Raw genomic sequence first — 19,427 nt, forward strand, 5'->3', positions numbered from 1 at the left:
CCGCCGGCGCCGTCCGGCTTTCGCCTATTTCTTCTTGCCGGAACCCAGCAGGCTGCCCAGCACGCCGCGGATCAGCTCGCGCCCGACTTGCGAGCCGACCGTGCGCGCCGCCGACTTGGCCATCGACTCCAGGATGGAATCGCCGCGCCCGGTCTTGCCGGTGCCCTTGGTCAGCCCGCCAAAGATTTCGCCCGCCTGGTCGAGCCAGCCGCCACCCTGTGCGGGTGCCTGCTCCGGCTGGCCTGCCGTGGGCGCTGGCGCGCCGTTGCCGGCGGTGGACGGGGATGACGCCGGCGCGACCGCCCGGCCCTTGAGTTTCTCGTAGGCCGACTCGCGATCGATCGCCTGCTCGTAGGTGCCGGCTACCAGCGACGCAGCCAGCAACTGCTTGCGCTCGTCATCGGTGATGGGGCCGATCCGGCTGCCGGGCGCCATTATCCAGGCACGTTCCGTCATGCCGGGAATGCCCTTGGCGTCGAGCAGCGACACCAGCGCCTCGCCCACGCCGAGTTCCCCGATCGCCTTCTCCAGGTCCAGGCCTGGCTTGGCGCGCATGGTGGTCGCCGCCACCTTGACAGCCTTCTGGTCGCGCGGCGTGAAGGCGCGCAGCGCATGCTGCACGCGGTTGCCGAGCTGCCCCAGCACCGTGTCGGGAATATCGACGGGATTCTGCGTGACGAAATACACGCCAACGCCCTTGGAGCGGATCAGGCGCACCACCTGCTCGATCTTGTCGAGCAGGCCCTTGGGCGCGTCGTTGAACAGCAGGTGCGCCTCGTCGAAGAAGAACACCAGCTTGGGCTTGTCGAGATCGCCGGCCTCGGGCAGCTTCTCGAACAGTTCCGACAGCAGCCACAACAGGAAGGTGGCGTAGAGCTTGGGCGAATTCAGCAGCTTGTCGGCGGCCAGGATATTCACCACGCCCTGCCCGTTCTCGGTCTGGATGAAATCATCCAGGTTGAGCATGGGCTCGCCGAAGAACGCATCGGCGCCTTGCGATTCCAGCGCCATCAGGCCGCGCTGGATGGCGCCGATCGAGGCTGCCGAGATATTGCCGTATTCGGTGGTGAACTGCCCGGCGTTGTCGCCCACGTACTGCAGCATGGCGCGCAGGTCCTTGGCGTCGAGCAGCAACAGCCCGTTGGCGTCGGCGATGCGGAATACCAGGTTGAGCACGCCCTGCTGGGTGTCGTTGAGGTCCAGCATGCGCGACAGCAGCAGCGGCCCCATATGCGAGACCGTCGCCCGCACGGGATGGCCCTTCTGCCCGAAGACGTCCCAAAGCGTGGTAGGGCAGGCGCCCCACGCCGGCTCGGGCAGGCCCAGGTCAGCCAGGCGCGCCTTGAGCTTGTCGGAGAGCTTGCCCGGCTGGGAGATGCCGGTCAGGTCACCTTTGACGTCGGCCATGAAGACCGGCACGCCCAGCCGCGAAAAACCCTGGGCCAGGCTTTGCAGCGTCACGGTCTTGCCGGTGCCGGTGGCGCCGGTGATCAGGCCGTGCCGGTTGCCCATCTCGGGCAGCAGGGCAAGTTCGAGCTCGGCGTTCTTGGCGATGAGGATGGGTTCGGCCATGGTTTCTCTGGTTGGCAGGCAGCACAGCGGCATCGCCGCGACCGTCCCCGCCCGTGCGCCGCCCCCCGTGATCGCGGGACCGGCGGCGGCGGGGCCGCGTGATAAAATGCTGGGCTGATTATAGCCAGCCCCCAGGCCGGCTCACAGACACACAACACCATCCAGCCGTGCCGCCGATCACCCGTTGTTCGCCCGGCACGGCCGGCGCGCGCCGTCAGGGCGCGCGCATCAAACGTTTTGCGCTTCGGAGAGAATCATGGCCGGTCACTCAAAATGGGCCAATATCAAACACAAGAAAGCCGCCGCTGACGCCAAGCGCGGCAAGGTCTGGACCCGCCTGATCAAGGAAATCACCGTCGCCGCGAAGCTCGGCGGCGGCGATGCCGATTCCAACCCGCGCCTGCGCCTGTCCATGGACAAGGCGATGGACGCGAACATGCCGAAGGACAACATCCAGCGCGCCATCCAGCGCGGCGTGGGTGGCCTGGAAGGCGCCAACTACGAAGAAATCCGCTACGAGGGCTACGGCCTGGCCGGCGCGGCCATCATCGTCGACTGCCTCACCGACAACCGTACCCGCACCGTGGCCGAAGTGCGCCATGCCTTCTCCAAGAACGGCGGCAACATGGGCACGGAAGGCTCGGTGGCGTTCATGTTCACCCACTGCGGCCAGTTCCTGTTCGCCCCCGGCACCGCCGAGGACAAGCTGATGGAAGTCGCGCTGGAAGCCGGCGCCGACGATGTCGTCACCAACGACGACGAATCGATCGAAGTGCTGTGCCCGCCCAACGATTTCGCCACGGTCAAGGCCGCGCTGGAAGCCGCGGGTTTCAAGGCCGAGATGGCCGACGTCACGATGAAGCCGCAGAACGAAGTCAGCTTCTCCGGCGACGACGCCGTCAAGATGCAAAAGCTGCTCGACGCCCTGGAAAACCTGGACGACGTGCAGGAAGTCTTCACCAACGCGGTGATCGAGGAGTAAGGCGGGATCGGGCAAGACCTCGCCTCACGGCGGCAGCGCGGTTCGATGAGCCATGGCTGCCGCTTTTCGCATTTCGCATGCGTCATTTTTTCTGGCAGTAGATCATGAAAGTATTGGTTGTCGGCTCGGGTGGTCGTGAACACGCGATGGCCTGGAAATTGGCCCAGTCGCCCAAGGTGCAGGTGGTGTACGTGGCGCCGGGCAATGGCGGCACCGCGCTCGACAAGCGTCTGCAGAACGTGCCCCTGACGGATCCGGAAGTGCTGGCCGCCTTTGCCGAGCGCGAGGGCGTGCATTTCACGGTAGTCGGCCCCGAGGCGCCGCTGGCGGCCGGCATCGTCGATATCTTCCGTGCCAAGGGCCTGCGCATTTTCGGCCCCACGCAAGCGGCGGCCCAGCTGGAATCGTCCAAGGATTTCGCCAAGGCGTTCATGCAGCGCCACGGCATCCCGACCGCCGCCTACCAGACCTTCAACGACGCCGCCGCGGCGCATGCCTACATCGACGCGCAGGGCGCGCCGATCGTGATCAAGGCCGACGGCCTGGCCGCCGGCAAGGGCGTGGTGGTTGCCGCCACGCTGGAAGAAGCGCACGCCGCGGTCGACATGATGCTGGCCGACAACCGCCTCGGCGATGCCGGCGCGCGCGTGGTGATCGAGGAATTCCTCGAAGGCGAGGAGGCCAGCTTTATCGTGCTGGTGGACGGCAGGAACGTCCTCGCACTGGCTACCAGCCAGGACCACAAGCGTCTGCTCGATCACGACGCCGGCCCCAACACCGGCGGCATGGGCGCGTATTCGCCGGCGCCGGTGGTCACGCCCGCGCTGCATGCCCGCGCCTTGCGCGAGATCATCATGCCGACCGTGCGCGGCATGGAAAAGGACGGCATCGTCTACACCGGCTTCCTCTACGCCGGCCTGATGATCGACGCCGAAGGCAACCTCAAGACGCTGGAATTCAACTGCCGCATGGGCGACCCGGAAACCCAGCCGATCCTGGCCCGCCTGAAGACCGACCTGGTCGACGTGATGGAGCACGCGGTCACCGGCAAGCTCGACGAGATCGAACTGGACTGGGACCGCCGCACCGCGCTGGGCGTGGTGATGGCCGCTTATGGCTATCCCGACGCTCCGCGCAAGGGCGACGCCATTACCGGCATCCCGGCCGAGACCGAGGAAAGCGTGACCTTCCACGCCGGCACCACGCTCAAGGACGGCACCCTGCTGACCACGGGCGGCCGTGTCCTGTGCGTGGTGGGGCTGGCGGATACCGTCAAGGCAGCACAACGCGCGGCCTACAGCGCGGCCGAGAAGATCCACTTCGATGGCATGCAGTACCGCACCGACATCGGCTACCGCGCCATCAAACGGTAAAGGGACGAATAGATCCGCCGCGCGGCCCATGGCGGGCCGCTCACTACGATTTCTTGGCCCGTTACGGCGCTTTGCGCTGAATTTGCCGAATCCGGCCAAGTGTTGTCCCAGCCAGTACAATCATGACATCGCCATGACGGCCGGGCAGGTTAACTGACCTGCCCGGCCGTCACCGCTCCGGCCACCCGCCCGCACACCATGATCGATTCCCAGGCAGTCCGTGCCTATCTGCTCGGTCTGCAAGACCGTATCACCGACGCTGTCGCCGCCATCGACGGCACGGCGTTTTCCACCGATGCCTGGGAGAAGCCGCCCACCGAGCGCCTGCGCGGCAGCGGCCGCACCCGTATCCTGGAAGGTGGCGCCGTGATGGAGCGCGCCGGCGTGGGCTTCTCGCACGTGCGCGGCGACGCGTTGCCGCCCTCGGCCACGGCCAACCGGCCCGAGCTGGCCGGCCGCGGCTTCGAGGCGCTGGGCGTCTCGCTGGTGTTCCACCCGCGCAATCCCTACGTCCCGACCGTGCACATGAACGTGCGCTGCCTGATGGCGGTGAAGGATGGCGCCGAGCCGGTCTGGTGGTTTGGCGGCGGCATGGACCTGACGCCGTACTACGGGAACGCCGAAGACTGCAGGCACTTCCACGTCACCTGCCGCGATGCGCTCGCGCCCTATGGCGGCGAACTCTATCCGCGCTTCAAGCAATGGTGCGACGAATACTTCTTCCTCAAGCACCGGGGCGAAGCGCGCGGCATTGGCGGCATCTTCTTCGATGACTTCTCCGCGCTGGGCTTCGATCGCAGCTTTGCCATGATGCAATCCGTGGGCGATGCATTCCTGGAGGCCTACCTGCCGATCCTGCAGGCGCGCAAGGATACGCCCTATGGCGAACGCGAGCGGGAATTCCAGGCCTACCGCCGTGGCCGCTATGTGGAATTCAACCTGGTATTCGACCGCGGCACGCATTTCGGGCTGCAATCGGGCGGACGCAGCGAATCGATCCTGATGTCGATGCCGCCGCTGGCAAGCTGGCGCTACGACTGGCAGCCGGAGCCGGGCAGCGCGGAAAGCGCGCTGTACACCGACTTCCTGCCCGTGCGCGAGTGGGCCTGACGGCAACCCCATGGCACACGACATTGCACGACCGCTCACCGCCAACGCGGCAGACGCAAGCAACCGCACCCGCCCCTACCGCCTCGGCATCCTCGGCGGCACCTTCGATCCGCCCCATATCGGCCACGTGGCGCTGGCCAGGCTTTGCATCGAGCATCTCGAACTGGACGAACTGGTCTGGATCCCGACCGGCCAGTCATGGCAAAAAGGCGACGACGTCACCCCCGCCGCCGACCGCCTCGCCATGACCGAACTGGCCGCGCAGGCGCTGTCCGACACGCGCGCGCTGGTCCATGCCAGCCGCATGGAAGTCGATCGCGCGGGCCCCAGCTACACCGTCGATACCGTGCACGAACTGCGCCAGCACTATGGCCCCACCGCTTCGCTGGCCTGGCTCATGGGTGCCGACCAGTTGCTGCGCCTGCACACCTGGCATGGCTGGCAGGAACTGTTCGCCGACGTCCACCTTTGCGTGGCGACGCGACCCGGTTTCGACCTCGCCGAACTCGATGGTCCGGTGCGGGAAGAGCTCGCCGCGCGGCGGGCGTCCACCGACCTGATACAATCCATGCCCTCCGGCCGCATGTGGATCGACCAGACGCTAGCCGTCGACCTCTCCTCCACCGCCCTACGCCAACGCCTGGCTGCCGGACAACCGGCAGATGACCAGCTGCCGTCCGGCGTGGCACACTACATCGCGAGCCGCGGCCTGTATCGGCCGACCCAGTCGGATCTGCCCATCCCGGCCCGCCCCCAAACCGATCTCAGCTGAACTGAAAAAGCACCATGGATATTCGTAAACTGCAACGCGCCATCGTCGACGGCCTCGAGGATGTCAAAGCGCAGGACATCAAGGTGTACGACACCACCCACCTGACGGAACTGTTCGACCGGGTGGTGATCGCCAGCGGGACTTCGAACCGACAGACCAAGGCGCTGGCCGCCTCGGTCCGCGATACCGTCAAGGACGCCGGCGGCCATATCGTCGCGGTGGAAGGGCTGGAAACGGGCGAATGGGTGCTGGTGGACTGCGGCGACGCGGTGGTCCACATCATGCAGCCGCAGTTGCGCATGTACTACAACCTGGAAGAACTCTGGGGCGACAAGCCGGTACGGCTCAAGCTGTCCACCGCCAAGAAGGGCCTGGCCAAGGCCAGCGAGCCCATCGACGGCGAAGACGAGGACGACAGCCCGGTGGTGCGCACCGCACGCCGCGCCACCGGCCTGCGCCCGGCCCTGGCCCGCCTGCCCGAAGGCATGAAAGAGCCTTCGCCGCCGCTTGGCCATGAAGACACCGATCCGGACGCCATCGCCACCAACCGCGCCCCGACCGTACAGAAGCGCCTGACCAGCGCGCTGGGCTCGGCCCCGGCACGCAAGGCGCCGGCCAAGTCCGCCGCGCCGCGCAAGACCGCCGCCGGTACCGGCGCGGCACGCAAGACCGCCACCAAGACCGCAGCGACCAAAACGGCCGCCAAGGCACCCGCGAAGACGGCTGCCACCAAGGCACCGGCCGCGCGCAAGCGCACCACCCGCTCGGCCTGAGCGGAACCGCTCCGCTTCCCGTCATGCAGTTGCTGATCGTGGCCGTTGGCCACAAGATGCCCGGCTGGATCGAAACCGGTTTCGCCGAGTACGCGAAGCGCATGCCACCCGAGCTGCGCATCGAGCTGCGCGAAATCAAGCCCGAGGCGCGCTCGTCGAGCAATAACGCCACCACCGTGATGCAGCGCGAGGCGGCCCGCATCGAGGCGGCGCTGCCCAAGCAATGCCGCATCGTGGCACTGGATGAGCGCGGGCGCGATCTCACCACCGTGCAACTCGCCGCCCAGCTGGGCGACTGGCAGCGCGAAGGCGGCGACGTCGCCTTCCTGATCGGCGGCGCGGACGGGCTGGATCCGGCGCTGAAGGCGCGCGCGCAGACGCTGCTGCGCCTGTCCAGCCTGACCATGCCGCATGGCATGGTGCGCGTACTGCTGGCCGAGCAGCTTTACCGCGCCTGGTCGGTGACGCAGAATCATCCGTACCATCGCGCCTGAAGCTGGCTGGCCGCCGCCAGTGGCACGCAGCGGGCGAGGCCGGCAGGTACAATGCGACCGAAGCGGCGCATGCCGCCGGCACATTTCCCCGGATCCCCGACTGCCCTGCCGTGACCCATTCCTTCCTCTACCTCGCCTCCCAGAGCCCGCGCCGGCGCGAATTGCTGACCCAGCTTGGCGTCGCCTACGAACTGCTGCTGGCCGATGACACCGAAGACGCCGAGGCGCTGGAAACCGTTCTGCCGGGCGAGAGCCCCGACGACTACGTGCAGCGCGTATGCGCGCTCAAGGCCGAGGCCGCGCTGCGCCGGCGCGAACGGCGCGCCTTGCCCGACGCCCCGATCCTGACCTCGGACACCACCGTCTGCCTGGGCGGCGAAATCCTCGGCAAGCCCGCCGACGACGCCGACGCCGCGCGCATGCTGGCGGCGCTGGCAGGCCGCACCCACCGCGTGCTGACCGCCGTGACCGTCGTGTCCACGCTTGGCCTGCGCCACGCGCTTTCGGTCTCCGAGGTCAGTTTCCGGCCCATGACGGCCGATGAAGTCGCGGCCTATGTCGCCAGCGGCGAGCCGGCCGGCAAGGCCGGCGCCTACGGCATCCAGGGCCGCGCGGCGGAGTTCGTCGCGCGAATCGACGGCAGCTATTCGGGTATCATGGGTTTGCCCCTGTTTGAGACCGCTTCGCTGCTCAGACAGGCCCAACTGCGGTTCTGAGAACCCCGCCGCCGCCCTTTCCGCTACCCCGCGGCTGCCCTGGCCAAGGCAGCGCCCCGGAGCGCATGGCGGCGCAGTGCGGACAACCCCCTGGCCGGTCAGCCGGCGACGAGTTTCATCCACTATGACTGAAGACATCCTCGTCAACATCACACCGCAGGAAACGCGCGTGGCCATCGTGCAGCAGGCCGCYGTGCAGGAACTCCATGTCGAGCGCACGCTGTCGCGCGGGCTCGTCGGCAATATCTACCTGGGCAAGGTCGTACGTGTGCTGCCCGGCATGCAATCCGCCTTTATCGACATCGGGCTCGAACGCGCCGCATTCCTGCACGTCGCCGATATCTGGCATCCGCGCGACCCGGAAAAAAACGGCAATGCCGCGCCCGTGGCGATTGAGAAGACGCTCTATGAAGGCCAGGCGCTGATGGTGCAGGTCATCAAGGATCCGATCGGCACCAAGGGCGCGCGCCTGTCCACCCAGGTGAGCATCGCCGGACGCACCCTGGTCTACCTGCCACAGGACCCGCACATCGGCATCTCCCAGCGCATCGAGGGCGAGGTCGACCGCGAAGCCCTGCGCTCGCGCGTGCAAAGCCTGGTACCGGCGGACGAACGCGGCGGCTTTATCGTGCGCACCATTGCCGAGGAGTCCAGCAACGAGGAGCTCGGCAACGATATCGCCTACCTGCGCAAGATCTGGGCCTCCATCCGCCAGAATGCCACCACCCTGCCAGCGCCCAGCCTGCTGTACCAGGATCTCAACCTGGCCCAGCGCGTGCTTCGCGACTTCGTCAACGACGCCACCAACGTGATTCAGGTGGATTCGCGCGAGAACTACCAGAAGCTGGTGGAGTTCGCGGAGGAATACACCCCGGCCGTGCTGCCGCGCCTGTCGCACTACACCGGCGAGCGCCCTGTCTTCGACCTCTTCAATATCGACGCCGAAATCGAAAAGGCCCTGTCGCGCCGGGTCGACCTGAAATCAGGCGGCTACCTGATGATCGACCAGACGGAGGCCATGACGACCATCGACGTCAACACCGGTGGCTACGTCGGCGCGCGCAACTTCGACGACACGATCTTCAAGACCAACCTGGAAGCGGCGCACACGATTGCGCGCCAGCTGCGGCTGCGCAACCTGGGCGGCATCATCATCATCGATTTCATCGATATGGAGAACACCGAGCACCGCGACCAGGTGCTGTCGGAACTCAAGCGCGCACTGTCGCGCGACCGCACGCGCATCACCGTCAACAGCTTCTCGCAGCTCGGGCTGGTGGAGATGACCCGCAAGCGCACCCGCGAATCGCTGGCGCACGTGCTGTGCGAGCAATGCCCCGTGTGCACGGGCAAGGGCCAGGTCAAGACGCCGCGCACGGTGTGCTACGACATCCTGCGCGAAATCATGCGCGAGTCGCGCCAGTTCAACCCGCGCGAATTCCGCATCCTCGGCTCGCAGCAAGTGATCGACCTGTTCCTGGAGGAAGAAAGCCAGCATCTGGCCATGCTCGGCGACTTCATCGGCAAGCCAATCTCGCTGCAGGTGGAATCGACCTTCCACCAGGAGCAGTACGACATCATCCTGATGTAGCAGTCCGGGCTGTTTGGGCTCGCCTTCCTTGCGCCATCCACTATAAATAGTGATATGGGATGCGCCTCGCCAGCGCATCGCGCGCGCCGCGACACCGGGCGCAAGGAGTCACCATGAAGAACAAGTGCTGGCCTCTGTGGCCGTGGCTTTTTGTCGCCGCGCTGACGGCATGCACCGTGACACTGCCGCCGGCCCCACCCGCCGCGCGCGCACCTGAGCCCCCCGCGGCGCCCCCCGCTGTTGTCCGCGAACGGCCGACGCCAATTGTTCCGCGCGACATCGATATCTCCGCCAATTGCCAGCGCACCGAGGAAGACGGCTTCCGCGAGGATGCGCATATGCAAGTGGTGAGCAACGACGTGCGCAGTCTGTCCTGGAAACTCTGGGTGGGCAGGCGTGGCTCCTGCCATTTCGATCTCGCCGAGTTCCGCCAGGTGCGCAAGACTCCGCACATCGAACTGCGGGCCATCGACGACAGCGGCTGCACGCTGATGGTGTGGCAGGATCCGCGGCGCGTCACGCTCGCCCATGCGCATTGCGAGCAGCATTGCACCCCGGGCATCTATGAACAGGCGTGGCCGGTACTGTTCAACCCGCGCAGCGGCACGTGCGCGCAGATCCGGTAGCGCGCAGCACGCGCCGGCAATGGGAAACAGGATAAGGAGACGGGCGCGACGGGCCCCGCCTCCGAAGAGCAGCACGCCGCCCTACTTTGCCTTCGGCACGCGCCCCATCAGGTAGAACTCCTCGTTGGGCCGCATGCTGATGGTGTTAGCCATGCGGTTGGACAAGCCGAAGAAGGCGGTGATGGCGGCAATATCCCAGGCGTCCTCGTCGCTGAACCCATGCTTGCGCAGTGCAGCGAAATCGGCATCGCCCACCTCACTGGAGGCCTGGCAGACCTTGAGAGCGAAGTCGAGCATGGCGCGCTGGCGCGGCGTGATGTCGGCCTTGCGGTAGTTGACAGCCACCTGGTCGGCCAGCTCCGGTTTCTTCTCGTAGATGCGCAGGATGGCGCCATGCGCCACCACGCAGTACAGGCATTGGTTGGCGCCCGAGGTGGCAACCACGATCATTTCGCGCTCGCCCTTGGTCAGCCCCCCGTCCTTGAGCATCAGCGCGTCGTGGTAGGCGAAGAAGGCGCGGAATTCGTCCGGCCGATGGGCCAGCGTGAGGAACACGTTGGGTACGAAACCAGCCTTGTCCTGGACTTCCAGGATGCGCGCCCGGATGTCCTCGGGCAGCTCGGCGATGGCGGGAACCGGATAGCGGCTCAGCGGCGGCGTGGATGCGGTCATTGTGGTCTCCTTCGGGGGTATCCCCCTCTTTGCACTGCGCATGAACCGCCCGCAACAGCTGCCGCGGGCAGCGAAAAACCGGATTACTGGGTGGCGAACTGGATCTTGTGGAGTCCGGCGTAGAGTCCCTCGGCCGACAGCAGTTCGGCGTGGGTGCCATGCTCCGCCACCCGGCCGTGGTCGAGCACCACGATGCGGTCGGCGTTCTCGATGGTGGACAGGCGGTGCGCGATCACCAGCGTGGTACGGCCGACCATCAAGGCCTCCAGCGCGGCCTGGACCTGGCGCTCGGACTCCGAGTCGAGTGCCGAGGTCGCTTCGTCCAGGATCAGGATCGGCGCGTCCTTGTAAAGAGCGCGCGCGATCGCCATCCGCTGGCGCTGGCCGCCGGAGAGCTTCATGCCGTTGTCGCCGATATTGGTATCGAGCCCTTGCGGCAGGCCCTTGACCACATCGGTCAGGTAGGCGGCGGCCAACGCGCGCTCGACGCGCACCATATCGATGTCCGCCGCGGGATGCACGCCATAGGCAACATTGGCGGCCACGGTGTCATTGAACAGCACCACCTCCTGGCTGACAAAAGCGATCTGGCGACGCAGGTCTTGCAACGAGAACGCGTCGATCGTCTTGCCGTCCAGCAGGATGCGGCCCTCGGTCGGGTCGAAGAAGCGCGGCACCAGGTTGACCAGCGTGGTCTTGCCGCTGCCCGACGGCCCCACCAGCGCCACCACCTCGCCGGCGCTGACGTTGAAGTGGATGTTGTCCAGCGCCGGACGGGCGGCATCGCCGTAGCGGAAGCCCACCTTCTCGAATACCAGCTCGCCACGCGCGCGCTCAAGCGGCAGCCCGCCGTTCTGCGGCTCGACCGGCTCATCGATCAGGCCGAAGATCATCTCGGCCGCGGTCAGGCCGCGCTGCAGCGGCTGGTTCAGGTCGGTCAGGTGCTTGAGCGGCGAGACCAGCAGCAGCATCGCCATCACAAAGCCGGTGAAGCTGCCCACCGTGGTGTGGTTGGTCTGCGACTGGATCATCGCGATGGTGAGGATGACCGACAGCGCCAGCGCCGCCAGGAATGCCGTGACGGGCTGGTTCAGGCCGCCCGCCACTGCCATGCGCATGGAATAGCCACGCAGGCGCTCAGCCATGGCCGCGAAACGCGACGTCTCATAGGCTTCGCCGCCATGCAGCTTGACCACCTTGTAGCCACCGGCGGCTTCCTCGACCACGTAGGCGGCGGTGTTGGTCAGCGCCTGGTGGTCGCGATTGAGGCGGCGCAGGCGGCGATTGACCTTGGCCATGACGAAGCCGATCACCGGCAGGATCACCGCCACCACCAGCGTCAGGCTCCAGTTGGTATAGAACAGGTAGACAAGGAGCGCCAACACGGTGAGCGAATCGCGCACCAGGGTGATCAGCACGCCGGTCAGGATCTGCATGACCTGGTTGACTTCGAAGATCACCGCATTGATCAGCGACGCCGCGGTATTGCGATGGTAGAACAGCGCGGGCGCATGCAGCATGCGCTCGAACATCTGCATACGCATCTTCAGCAGCACCCGGTTGGAGATCAGGGCGAGCAGGTAGCCGGAAGCGAACTGCGCCACCCCGCGTACCAGTGCCACGCCAATCAGCAGCGCCGGCACGTGCCAGAGCTTGCCGGCATATGCGCCGCCGAAACCGTTGTCGAGCAGGTCATTGACGACCTTCGGCATGATCCCTTCGGCGCCCGCCACAGCCGCCATCGCGATGATGGCAACGATGAAGATGCGCATTTCCGGACGCAGGTATGACCAGACTCGCTTCAGGGTGTCGGCTTCCTGTGCCGGGGGTGCATTTTGTTCTTGGACTTTCACGGTTTCTCCACCCCGTCGGTCCGGGGATACTTTGCTTGTACTGCAGCCAGCCCGAGCAAGAGCCCGATCACGCCGGCATAGAAAACGATATTTGCCTGGTGGGCCATCGTGACCTGGGTCAGGCCGCCAATCAGGCTGGCCATGACGACCGCCAGTCCGGCCGCGGCAAGGCACTCGCCACGCTCGTCGCCCTGGCGGCGGCTCTGGCGCAAGAGCCCGAAGAACAGCCAGGCCGGCACCAGGAAAATCGACATGACGGCAATCAGGCCGGGCACGCCCATGGTGGCAAGCGCCTCCATCACGTCGTTGTGGGCATGCTCCAGGCAGAACTGGTGGCTGCGGCTGACCTGGCAGGCCGGCAGTGCCTCCGTCAGCTGGCGGAACTGGCTCAGGCCGATCCCGCTCCATGGATGCGCTGCGAACGCCGTGGCCGCCATTTGCCATATCAGCAGGCGCGCGCCGGTCGAGGTATCCGCATTGCCGGCCTCGAACTGCGCAACATCCTGGCCGACCAGGTCCACCCGCTTGGCGACCGGGCTGCCCGGCACCAGATAGAGCGCCCCCGCTAACGCCGCCAGCAATGCCACCATGCCGATAAAGGCCGGCAGCCGGATGCGGCGGTAGCGCACCGCGAGCAGCGGGACCATGGTCAGGGCCAGGGACAGCCAGGCGCCACGCGATCCGTTGAGGACCAGCACGGCACCCGCCACCACCAGCCCCCCCCATGCCAGCGCATGGTCGAGCCGGCGATGGCCCGGCCGCGCAAATCCAATCAGCCCGAACGCCGCCACCATATTGGCAAAGGCGATAGGCTGGGTCCACGCCGCCGGGCGGTCATCATGCAGCACCAGGAACTGGTACGCCACGATCAGCAGGCAGGACACCAGCGCCAGTGGAATCCCGTACCAGAGCATGCGGCTGTCCGGGCGATGCCGCAGCACCGCCAGGCAGGTCAGCAGGGCCAGCAGCACGCGCGTGGGGTTATCGATCGCGCTCCAGCGCAGGCCGAAGAGCAGCTTGGATGCGATGCACACCACAAGTACCGCTAGAATGGCTAGCCCGAGCGGGACCAGCAGGGAGCGATACCGCGCCATGGTCAGGCCCATGCCCCGCCAGCCCAGCAGCATGGCCAGCACCACCGCGCCAATGAAGATGCCCGCGCCGCGCGGTACGCTCAGCAGCAGCACGGGGAAAGCAAGGACCAGCCCGTTGGCCAGCCATGCCTGTTTGGTCGCACGAAACACCATAAGCAAACTCTATGAGAATCTCAGTCGTACTAATTACAAAAAACGAGGCACACAATATCCGGGAGTGCCTGGAAAGCGTGTCCTGGTGCGACCGCGCGATTATAGTGGATTCGGGTAGCCAGGACGGGACGGTCGAACTGGCCCGCAGCCTGGGTGCCGAGGTCTTCGAAACCGAGCACTGGCCGGGTTTCGGCGCCCAGAAAAACCTGGCGGTGTCGAAGGCCGACAGCGACTGGATCTTCTCCATCGACGCCGACGAACGGGTCACTCCCGAGTTGCGCGACGAGATCCTCGCGGCGATCGCGTCCGGCCAGGCCGACGCCTACGAAATGCCGCGCCTGTCGCGTTTCTGCGGCCGTTTTATCCGCCACGGCGGCTGGTATCCCGACTACGTCACACGGTTGTTCCGGCGCGGCCGCGCCCGCTTCACCGACGATCTCGTGCATGAACGCGTGATCTCCGACGGCCCCACCGGCAAGCTGAACACGCCGCTGCTGCATTACACCTACGACGACTTTTCGCAGGTGCTGCGCAAGATCGACCAATACTCCACCCTGGGCGCCCGGCAGGGCCTGGCGCGCGGCAAGACGGCCTCGCCCGCCGGCGCCGCGCTGCATGGCGCCTGGGCCTTCCTGCGGACCTACCTGCTGCGCCGCGGCTTTCTGGATGGCGCGCAAGGCCTCGGCGTGGCGCTGATGAACGGCCAGGCCAGCTACTACAAGTACATCAAGCTGTGGTACCTGCAGCAGCAGAAGCGGCAGGAGCAGCCGCGGTAGGGGTTGCCGCCCCCGTGCATGGAGCGCCCAGCAGATCGTCGACGCAAGCGCCGAAAGCTGCCGAGGTCGGGCCAAAGCCCATCTGCTCGATATGGACCGCCGCATAGGCCAGCAGCCGGGCACGCAGCGGCTCGTCCTCCAGCCCGCGGCGAATCGCCTCCGCCAGCGCGGGCACATCGCCAACCGGCGTCAGCAGCCCGGCCTTGCCCTCGGCCAGGATCTCGCGCGGGCCCACAGGGCAATCGGTGCTCACCACGAACTGGCCGAGCGCCATGCCTTCCAGCAGCACATTCGGCAGTCCCTCCATCTTGGAGCTGAATGCCATCAGCCGCGCATGGTGGATCCAGGCATAGGGATTGGGCTGGAAGCCGGCAAAGCTGACGCGCTCGCTGATACCCAGCTCGCGCGCGAGCGCCTCAAGCCGGCCGCGTGAAGCGCCGTCGCCCACCAGCACCAGCCGCTCGCGCAAACCCGTGCCCCTGACCAGCGCCGCGTAGGCCCGCAGCAGCGTGGTGAAATCCTTCTGGCTCTCCTCCAGCCGCCCCACCGAAACGATGTAGGGATGGGCCGGCGGGCTGAACGGTGCCTTGCCGAGCGCGCGAATGCGGTCGAGATCGGTGGCGTTGTAAAGGCGGATGAACTTGCCGGCCGCCTCGGGAATCAGCGCCCGCGCATCCGCCAGCATGGTGTCATTGAGCACGACGATGCGGTCATAGTGCTCGCGGCACTGGCGCCGCAGCTTGCGCAGCTTGCGGCGGTTCTCGCGCTCAAGGTGCGCCACGCTGAAATGCTGGTAGCCAATCATCGGCACCGGCAACCGCCCCGTCAGCCGCGACAGCGACATGTCGTAGTCGATCACCAGGTCATAGTCGCGCAGGATGCCGCGAAAGCGCCGGTTGACCAGCGGCTTGCGCAGCGGCGGCAGCAGCACTTCCTCGTAGATCTTGCCAAGCGGGCCCAGCTTGCCCGCTTTCTTCAGTTGCCGGCAACGCGACAGCCAGGCTTCCGGCGCGAGGATGTGGAGCTTGACGTCGGGCGGCAACAGCGCGCGGAAATGGGTCTCCAGTGCTTCGGTCGGATAGGTCAGGGTCAGGCCTATCTCGAAGCGTTCGCGATCCAGCGAGGCGAGCAGCGACACCAGCGAGGTCTCGATGCCGCCGCGCAGGAAGTGGGTCAGGTGAAAGAGGATGCGTTGCTTAGCCATGCGGGGCTTGTGTGATCCATGGAATGACGGGATGGCAGCAATACCGATCAGGGCGGCGCAATGCCGTTGCCGCCCTGCCGGCAGCCCGGGTCAGCCGTACAGCATGCGAACGTTCTCGCCCGACAAGGCCGAGCGGAAGCTCGCGAGCGCATCCTCGGACGGCGTAACCAGCCATTGCCGGCCCAGCTCCGCCTCGCAGCGGGCACCGGTGGTGGCATAGCTGATGCGCACCGGCAAGCCAGGGCTGTTGGCCACCGTCGCCAGGTAGGGCGTGAGCAGTTCGCGCAACAGCTCGGTAGAGGCATTGCCATTGAAAGCCAGGCCGACCGCTTCGGCGTACTTGGCGCGCGCCGCCACCAGGTCCATCACCGATTCGGCGGTGAAACGCACGCCGCCGGTAAAGGTGTCATGGCGGGCGTTGCCTTGCACGATCACCATCTCGTCCTCGCGGAACATATGGCGGTTGGCGTCGAACAATTCGTTGAACACGGTCATCTCGACCTGCCCGGTGCCGTCGTCGAGCAAGACGATCAGCATCTTGCCGCGCTGCGTCATCTGGGTACGCATGCCGGTAATGACGCCGGCGATCACCTTGCCGCGCACATCGCGGCCATAGCCGCCGCCATTGCCCTGTACTTCCTTCTCCAGCCCGGCCAGCGTGCCTTTGAGGAAGCGGCCGACTTCGTCACGATAGGCATCGAACAGGTGCCCCGAGAAGTAATACCCCAGGGCCTGCTTTTCTTCCTGCAGCGTGCGCTTGGGCGCCCAGCGCGGYTCGTCGACCAGTTCGGGACGGTGCGATTCACCGGCGTCGGCCATCAGGTCGAACAGCGAGACCTGGTTGGCCGACTCAGCCTTCTGCTCGGCGGCCTCCATCGCGAGCGACACGGAGGCAAGCAGCTGGCCGCGATTGTCATTGAGGCTGTCGAAGGCGCCGGCGCGGATCAGCGCCTCGATGGTGCGGCGGTTGACCTGGCGGCGGTCGACGCGCTCGCAGAAGTCGAACAGGTCGGTGAAGGGCTTTTCCTCGCGAGCGCGCAGGATGTCTTCGATGGCGCCCTGCCCCGAGCCCTTGATGCCGCCCAGGCCGTAGCGGATCGTCTTGGCATCGGTCGGCGCGAAGCGGTATTCGCTGGCGTTGACGTCGGGCGGCAGCACCTTGAGGTGGTTGAGCTTGCAATCCTCGTGCAGGATCTTGACCTTGTCGGTGTCGTCCATGGCGAGCGACATATTGGCTGCCATGAATTCGGCCGGATGGTGCGCCTTGAGCCAGGCCGTGTAATAGGCCAGCAGCGCATAGGCGGCCGCGTGCGACTTGTTGAAGCCGTAGCCCGCGAATTTCTCCATCAGGTCGAAGGTGTCGTCGGCCTTCTCGGCGGTCAGGCCGTTCTTGGCCGCGCCCGCGCGGAACAGCTCGCGGTGCTGGGCCATTTCCTCGGCCTTCTTCTTACCCATGGCGCGGCGCAGCAAGTCGGCGCCGCCCAGCGAGTAGCCGCCGATGATCTGCGCCATCTGCATCACCTGCTCCTGGTAGACCATGATGCCGTAGGTCTCCTTGAGCACCGGCTCGACGCGCGGGTCCGGGTACTCCACCTTCTCGCGGCCGTGCTTGCGCGCGCAGAAGCTGGGAATCAGGTCCATCGGGCCCGGGCGGTAGAGCGCCACCAGCGCGATGATGTCCTCGAAGCGGTCGGGCTTGGCGTCCTTCAGCATGCCCTGCATGCCGCGGCTTTCCAGCTGGAACACGGCTACCGTGTTGGCCGTCTTGAGGATGTCGAAGGCGGGGCCATCGTCGAGCGGAATGTGGCTGCAGTTCCAGTCCGCCCTGGTCGGATCGAGCCGGCGGATATAGCGTTCGGCCCAGTCCAGGATGGTCAGCGTGGTCAGGCCCAAGAAGTCGAACTTGACCAGGCCTGCCGCTTCCACGTCGTCCTTGTCGTACTGGCTGACCACGCCGCTCATGCCGTCGTTCTGCGCGCCCTGGGTATAGAGCGGGCAAAAATCGGTCAGCTTGCCTGGCGCGATCAGCACGCCGCCGGCGTGCATGCCGACGTTGCGCGTCATGCCTTCCACGCGCTGCGCCAGCTCCAGCAACTGGCGCACTTCCTCTTCGTTCTTCTCGCGCTCGGTCAGGAGCGGCTCTTCCTTCTTGGCTTCCTCGATGGTGACGAGCTTGCCCGGCTTGAACGGAATCAGCTTGGCGATGCCGTCGACGAAACCGTAGCCCAGGTCAAGCACGCGGCCCACGTCACGCACCGCGGCCTTTGCGGCCATGGTGCCGAAAGTCGCGATCTGCGAGACGGCTGCGTGTCCGTACTTCTCCTTCACGTAAGTGATCACCCGATCACGGCCGTGCTGGCAGAAGTCGATGTCGAAGTCGGGCATCGAAACCCGTTCCGGGTTCAGGAAACGTTCGAACAGCAGCGCGTATTTGAGCGGGTCCAGGTCGGTGATGCCGAGCGCATAGGCCACCAGCGAGCCAGCGCCGGAGCCGCGCCCCGGCCCTACCGGCACGCCATTGTTCTTGGCCCAGTTGATAAAGTCCGCCACGATCAGGAAGTAGCCTGGGAAGCCCATCTTGATGATGGTGCCGGTCTCGAACTCCAGCCGGGCGTAGTACTCGGGGCGCTTGGCCTCGCGCACAGCCTCGTCGGGGAACAGCACCGCCATGCGCTTTTCCAGGCCTTCCTTGGCCAGGTGCACGAGGTAGTCGTCGAGCGACATGCCGTCGGGCGTGGGGAACAGCGGCAGGCGCGGCTTGCCCAGTTCCAGCGTGAGGTTGCAGCGGCGCGCGATCTGTACCGCGTTTTCCAGCGCGGACGGGATGTCGGCGAACAGCGCGCACATCTCGTCCTGGGACTTGAAATACTGGTCGGTGGTGAAGCGCCGCGTGCGGCGCGGATTGGCCAGCAGTTCGCCTTCGGCGATGCAGGTGCGGGCCTCGTGCGCGGTGAAGTCGTCGGCGGTCATGAACTGCACCGGATGCGTTGCCACCACCGGCAGGCGCATTTTGGCCGCCAACTGCACCGCCTGCTGCACATAGGCATCGGTGCCGGGCTGGCCGGCACGCTGCAGTTCAATGTAGAAACGCTGCGGGAAGACCTTGGCCCAGTGCGCCGCGGCTTGTGCCGCTACCGCCTCATTGCCATTGGCCAGCGCCACGCCGATATCACCGCCCATGGCCCCGGAAAGAGCAATCATGCCAGTGGCCAACGGCAGGCCCTCTTCACCGGCCTCGTCAAACCAGGCCGGATCGATCTCGGCGCGGCCGCGGTACTGGTTCGACAGCCATGCGCGCGACAGCAGCACGCACAGGTTGAGGTAGCCGCGCCGGTCCTGGACCAGCAGCAGCAGCCGCGTGGGCTTGTCGCGATCGTCGGCGTTGGTCAGCCAGACRTCGGCGCCGACCACGGGCTTGACGCCGCCGCCGCGCGCTTCCTTGTAGAAGCGGATCAGGCCGAAGGCGTTGGCCAGGTCGGTCAGGGCGAGCGCGCCCATGCCATCGGCGGCGGCGGCCTCGACGGCGTCCTCAAGACGCACGATGCCATCGACGACGGAGTATTCGGAATGGAGACGGAGATGAACGAAGCGAGGTGCAGACATGGGCGTAATTGTACCGGCTCGGCATGTCCTCGCCCGCCTTCTTTGCGCCACGGACCGCACGGC

General features: G+C 66.3%; 16 protein-coding genes. 10 read left to right on the forward strand and 6 right to left on the reverse strand.

Annotation, left to right across the window (positions count from 1 at the left end; all coding sequences use genetic code 11):
- Positions 1-24: 24 nt before the first annotated feature.
- Positions 25-1,572 (reverse strand): helicase HerA-like C-terminal domain-containing protein, encoded by a 1,548-nt coding sequence (locus AC1DT6_RS09355; RefSeq protein ID WP_477102449.1) that lies wholly within the window; start codon positions 1,570-1,572, stop codon positions 25-27.
- Between the two features lie 256 nt (positions 1,573-1,828).
- On the opposite strand from AC1DT6_RS09355, the gene AC1DT6_RS09360 reads away from it, so the two are divergent.
- From AC1DT6_RS09360 to AC1DT6_RS09400, 9 genes are all read left to right on the forward strand, one after another.
- Positions 1,829-2,554, forward strand: coding sequence for a YebC/PmpR family DNA-binding transcriptional regulator (locus AC1DT6_RS09360; RefSeq protein ID WP_035859421.1), 726 nt, complete (start codon positions 1,829-1,831; stop codon positions 2,552-2,554).
- A 104-nt stretch (positions 2,555-2,658) separates the two neighbouring features.
- Entirely contained in the window at positions 2,659-3,927 is a 1,269-nt protein-coding gene (purD, locus tag AC1DT6_RS09365; protein WP_035859419.1) for a phosphoribosylamine--glycine ligase, read from the forward strand.
- Positions 3,928-4,125: 198 nt separating this feature from the next.
- Positions 4,126-5,037, forward strand: a complete 912-nt coding sequence (gene hemF / locus AC1DT6_RS09370) for an oxygen-dependent coproporphyrinogen oxidase (protein WP_441634392.1) — start codon at positions 4,126-4,128, stop codon at positions 5,035-5,037.
- A 10-nt stretch (positions 5,038-5,047) separates the two neighbouring features.
- A complete protein-coding gene (locus AC1DT6_RS09375) occupies positions 5,048-5,809 on the forward strand; it encodes a nicotinate-nucleotide adenylyltransferase (protein ID WP_441634394.1) in 762 nt (253 codons plus the stop codon).
- Positions 5,810-5,823: 14 nt separating this feature from the next.
- On the forward strand, positions 5,824-6,582 hold the full coding sequence (gene rsfS / locus AC1DT6_RS09380; RefSeq protein ID WP_477102450.1) for a ribosome silencing factor: 759 nt from the start codon (positions 5,824-5,826) through the stop codon (positions 6,580-6,582).
- A gap of 23 nt (positions 6,583-6,605) precedes the next feature.
- Positions 6,606-7,076 (forward strand): 23S rRNA (pseudouridine(1915)-N(3))-methyltransferase RlmH, encoded by a 471-nt coding sequence (gene rlmH, locus AC1DT6_RS09385; RefSeq protein ID WP_035859413.1) that lies wholly within the window; start codon positions 6,606-6,608, stop codon positions 7,074-7,076.
- A 92-nt stretch (positions 7,077-7,168) separates the two neighbouring features.
- A complete protein-coding gene (locus AC1DT6_RS09390; protein WP_081861993.1) occupies positions 7,169-7,792 on the forward strand; it encodes a Maf family protein in 624 nt (207 codons plus the stop codon).
- A 124-nt stretch (positions 7,793-7,916) separates the two neighbouring features.
- The gene (gene rng / locus AC1DT6_RS09395) at positions 7,917-9,383 is read left to right on the forward strand and encodes a ribonuclease G (protein ID WP_477102451.1); all 1,467 of its coding nucleotides are present in this window, start codon (positions 7,917-7,919) and stop codon (positions 9,381-9,383) included.
- Positions 9,384-9,496: 113 nt separating this feature from the next.
- On the forward strand, positions 9,497-10,009 hold the full coding sequence (locus AC1DT6_RS09400; protein ID WP_477102452.1) for a hypothetical protein: 513 nt from the start codon (positions 9,497-9,499) through the stop codon (positions 10,007-10,009).
- A gap of 81 nt (positions 10,010-10,090) precedes the next feature.
- Here the strand turns inward: AC1DT6_RS09400 and AC1DT6_RS09405 are convergent, their stop codons facing one another.
- From AC1DT6_RS09405 to AC1DT6_RS09415, 3 genes are all read right to left on the reverse strand, one after another.
- Positions 10,091-10,681, reverse strand: coding sequence for a peroxidase-related enzyme (locus AC1DT6_RS09405; RefSeq protein WP_441634402.1), 591 nt, complete (start codon positions 10,679-10,681; stop codon positions 10,091-10,093).
- Between the two features lie 83 nt (positions 10,682-10,764).
- A complete protein-coding gene (gene msbA, locus AC1DT6_RS09410) occupies positions 10,765-12,534 on the reverse strand; it encodes a lipid A export permease/ATP-binding protein MsbA (RefSeq protein ID WP_477102453.1) in 1,770 nt (589 codons plus the stop codon).
- Positions 12,531-13,781 carry an O-antigen ligase family protein gene (locus AC1DT6_RS09415; protein ID WP_477102454.1) on the reverse strand — a complete coding sequence of 417 codons (1,251 nt, stop codon included), beginning with the start codon at positions 13,779-13,781 and terminating at the stop codon, positions 12,531-12,533. The genes msbA and AC1DT6_RS09415 overlap by 4 nt, the downstream gene beginning before the upstream one ends.
- Before the next feature lie 11 nt (positions 13,782-13,792).
- Here AC1DT6_RS09415 and AC1DT6_RS09420 point away from each other — a divergent pair, with 11 nt between their 5' ends.
- Complete coding sequence (locus AC1DT6_RS09420; RefSeq protein ID WP_441634408.1) at positions 13,793-14,557, forward strand: glycosyltransferase family 2 protein; 765 nt, start codon at positions 13,793-13,795, stop codon at positions 14,555-14,557.
- On the opposite strand, the gene AC1DT6_RS09425 is transcribed toward AC1DT6_RS09420, so the two are convergent.
- Positions 14,508-15,761 carry a glycosyltransferase gene (locus AC1DT6_RS09425; RefSeq protein WP_441634410.1) on the reverse strand — a complete coding sequence of 418 codons (1,254 nt, stop codon included), beginning with the start codon at positions 15,759-15,761 and terminating at the stop codon, positions 14,508-14,510. The two genes, AC1DT6_RS09420 and AC1DT6_RS09425, sit on opposite strands and share 50 nt — an antisense overlap.
- A gap of 90 nt (positions 15,762-15,851) precedes the next feature.
- Positions 15,852-19,364, reverse strand: coding sequence for a DNA polymerase III subunit alpha (gene dnaE, locus AC1DT6_RS09430; protein WP_441634412.1), 3,513 nt, complete (start codon positions 19,362-19,364; stop codon positions 15,852-15,854).
- Between the last annotated feature and the right edge of the window lie 63 nt (positions 19,365-19,427).

It is taken from the genome of Cupriavidus sp. 01L45, from assembly GCF_056399885.1.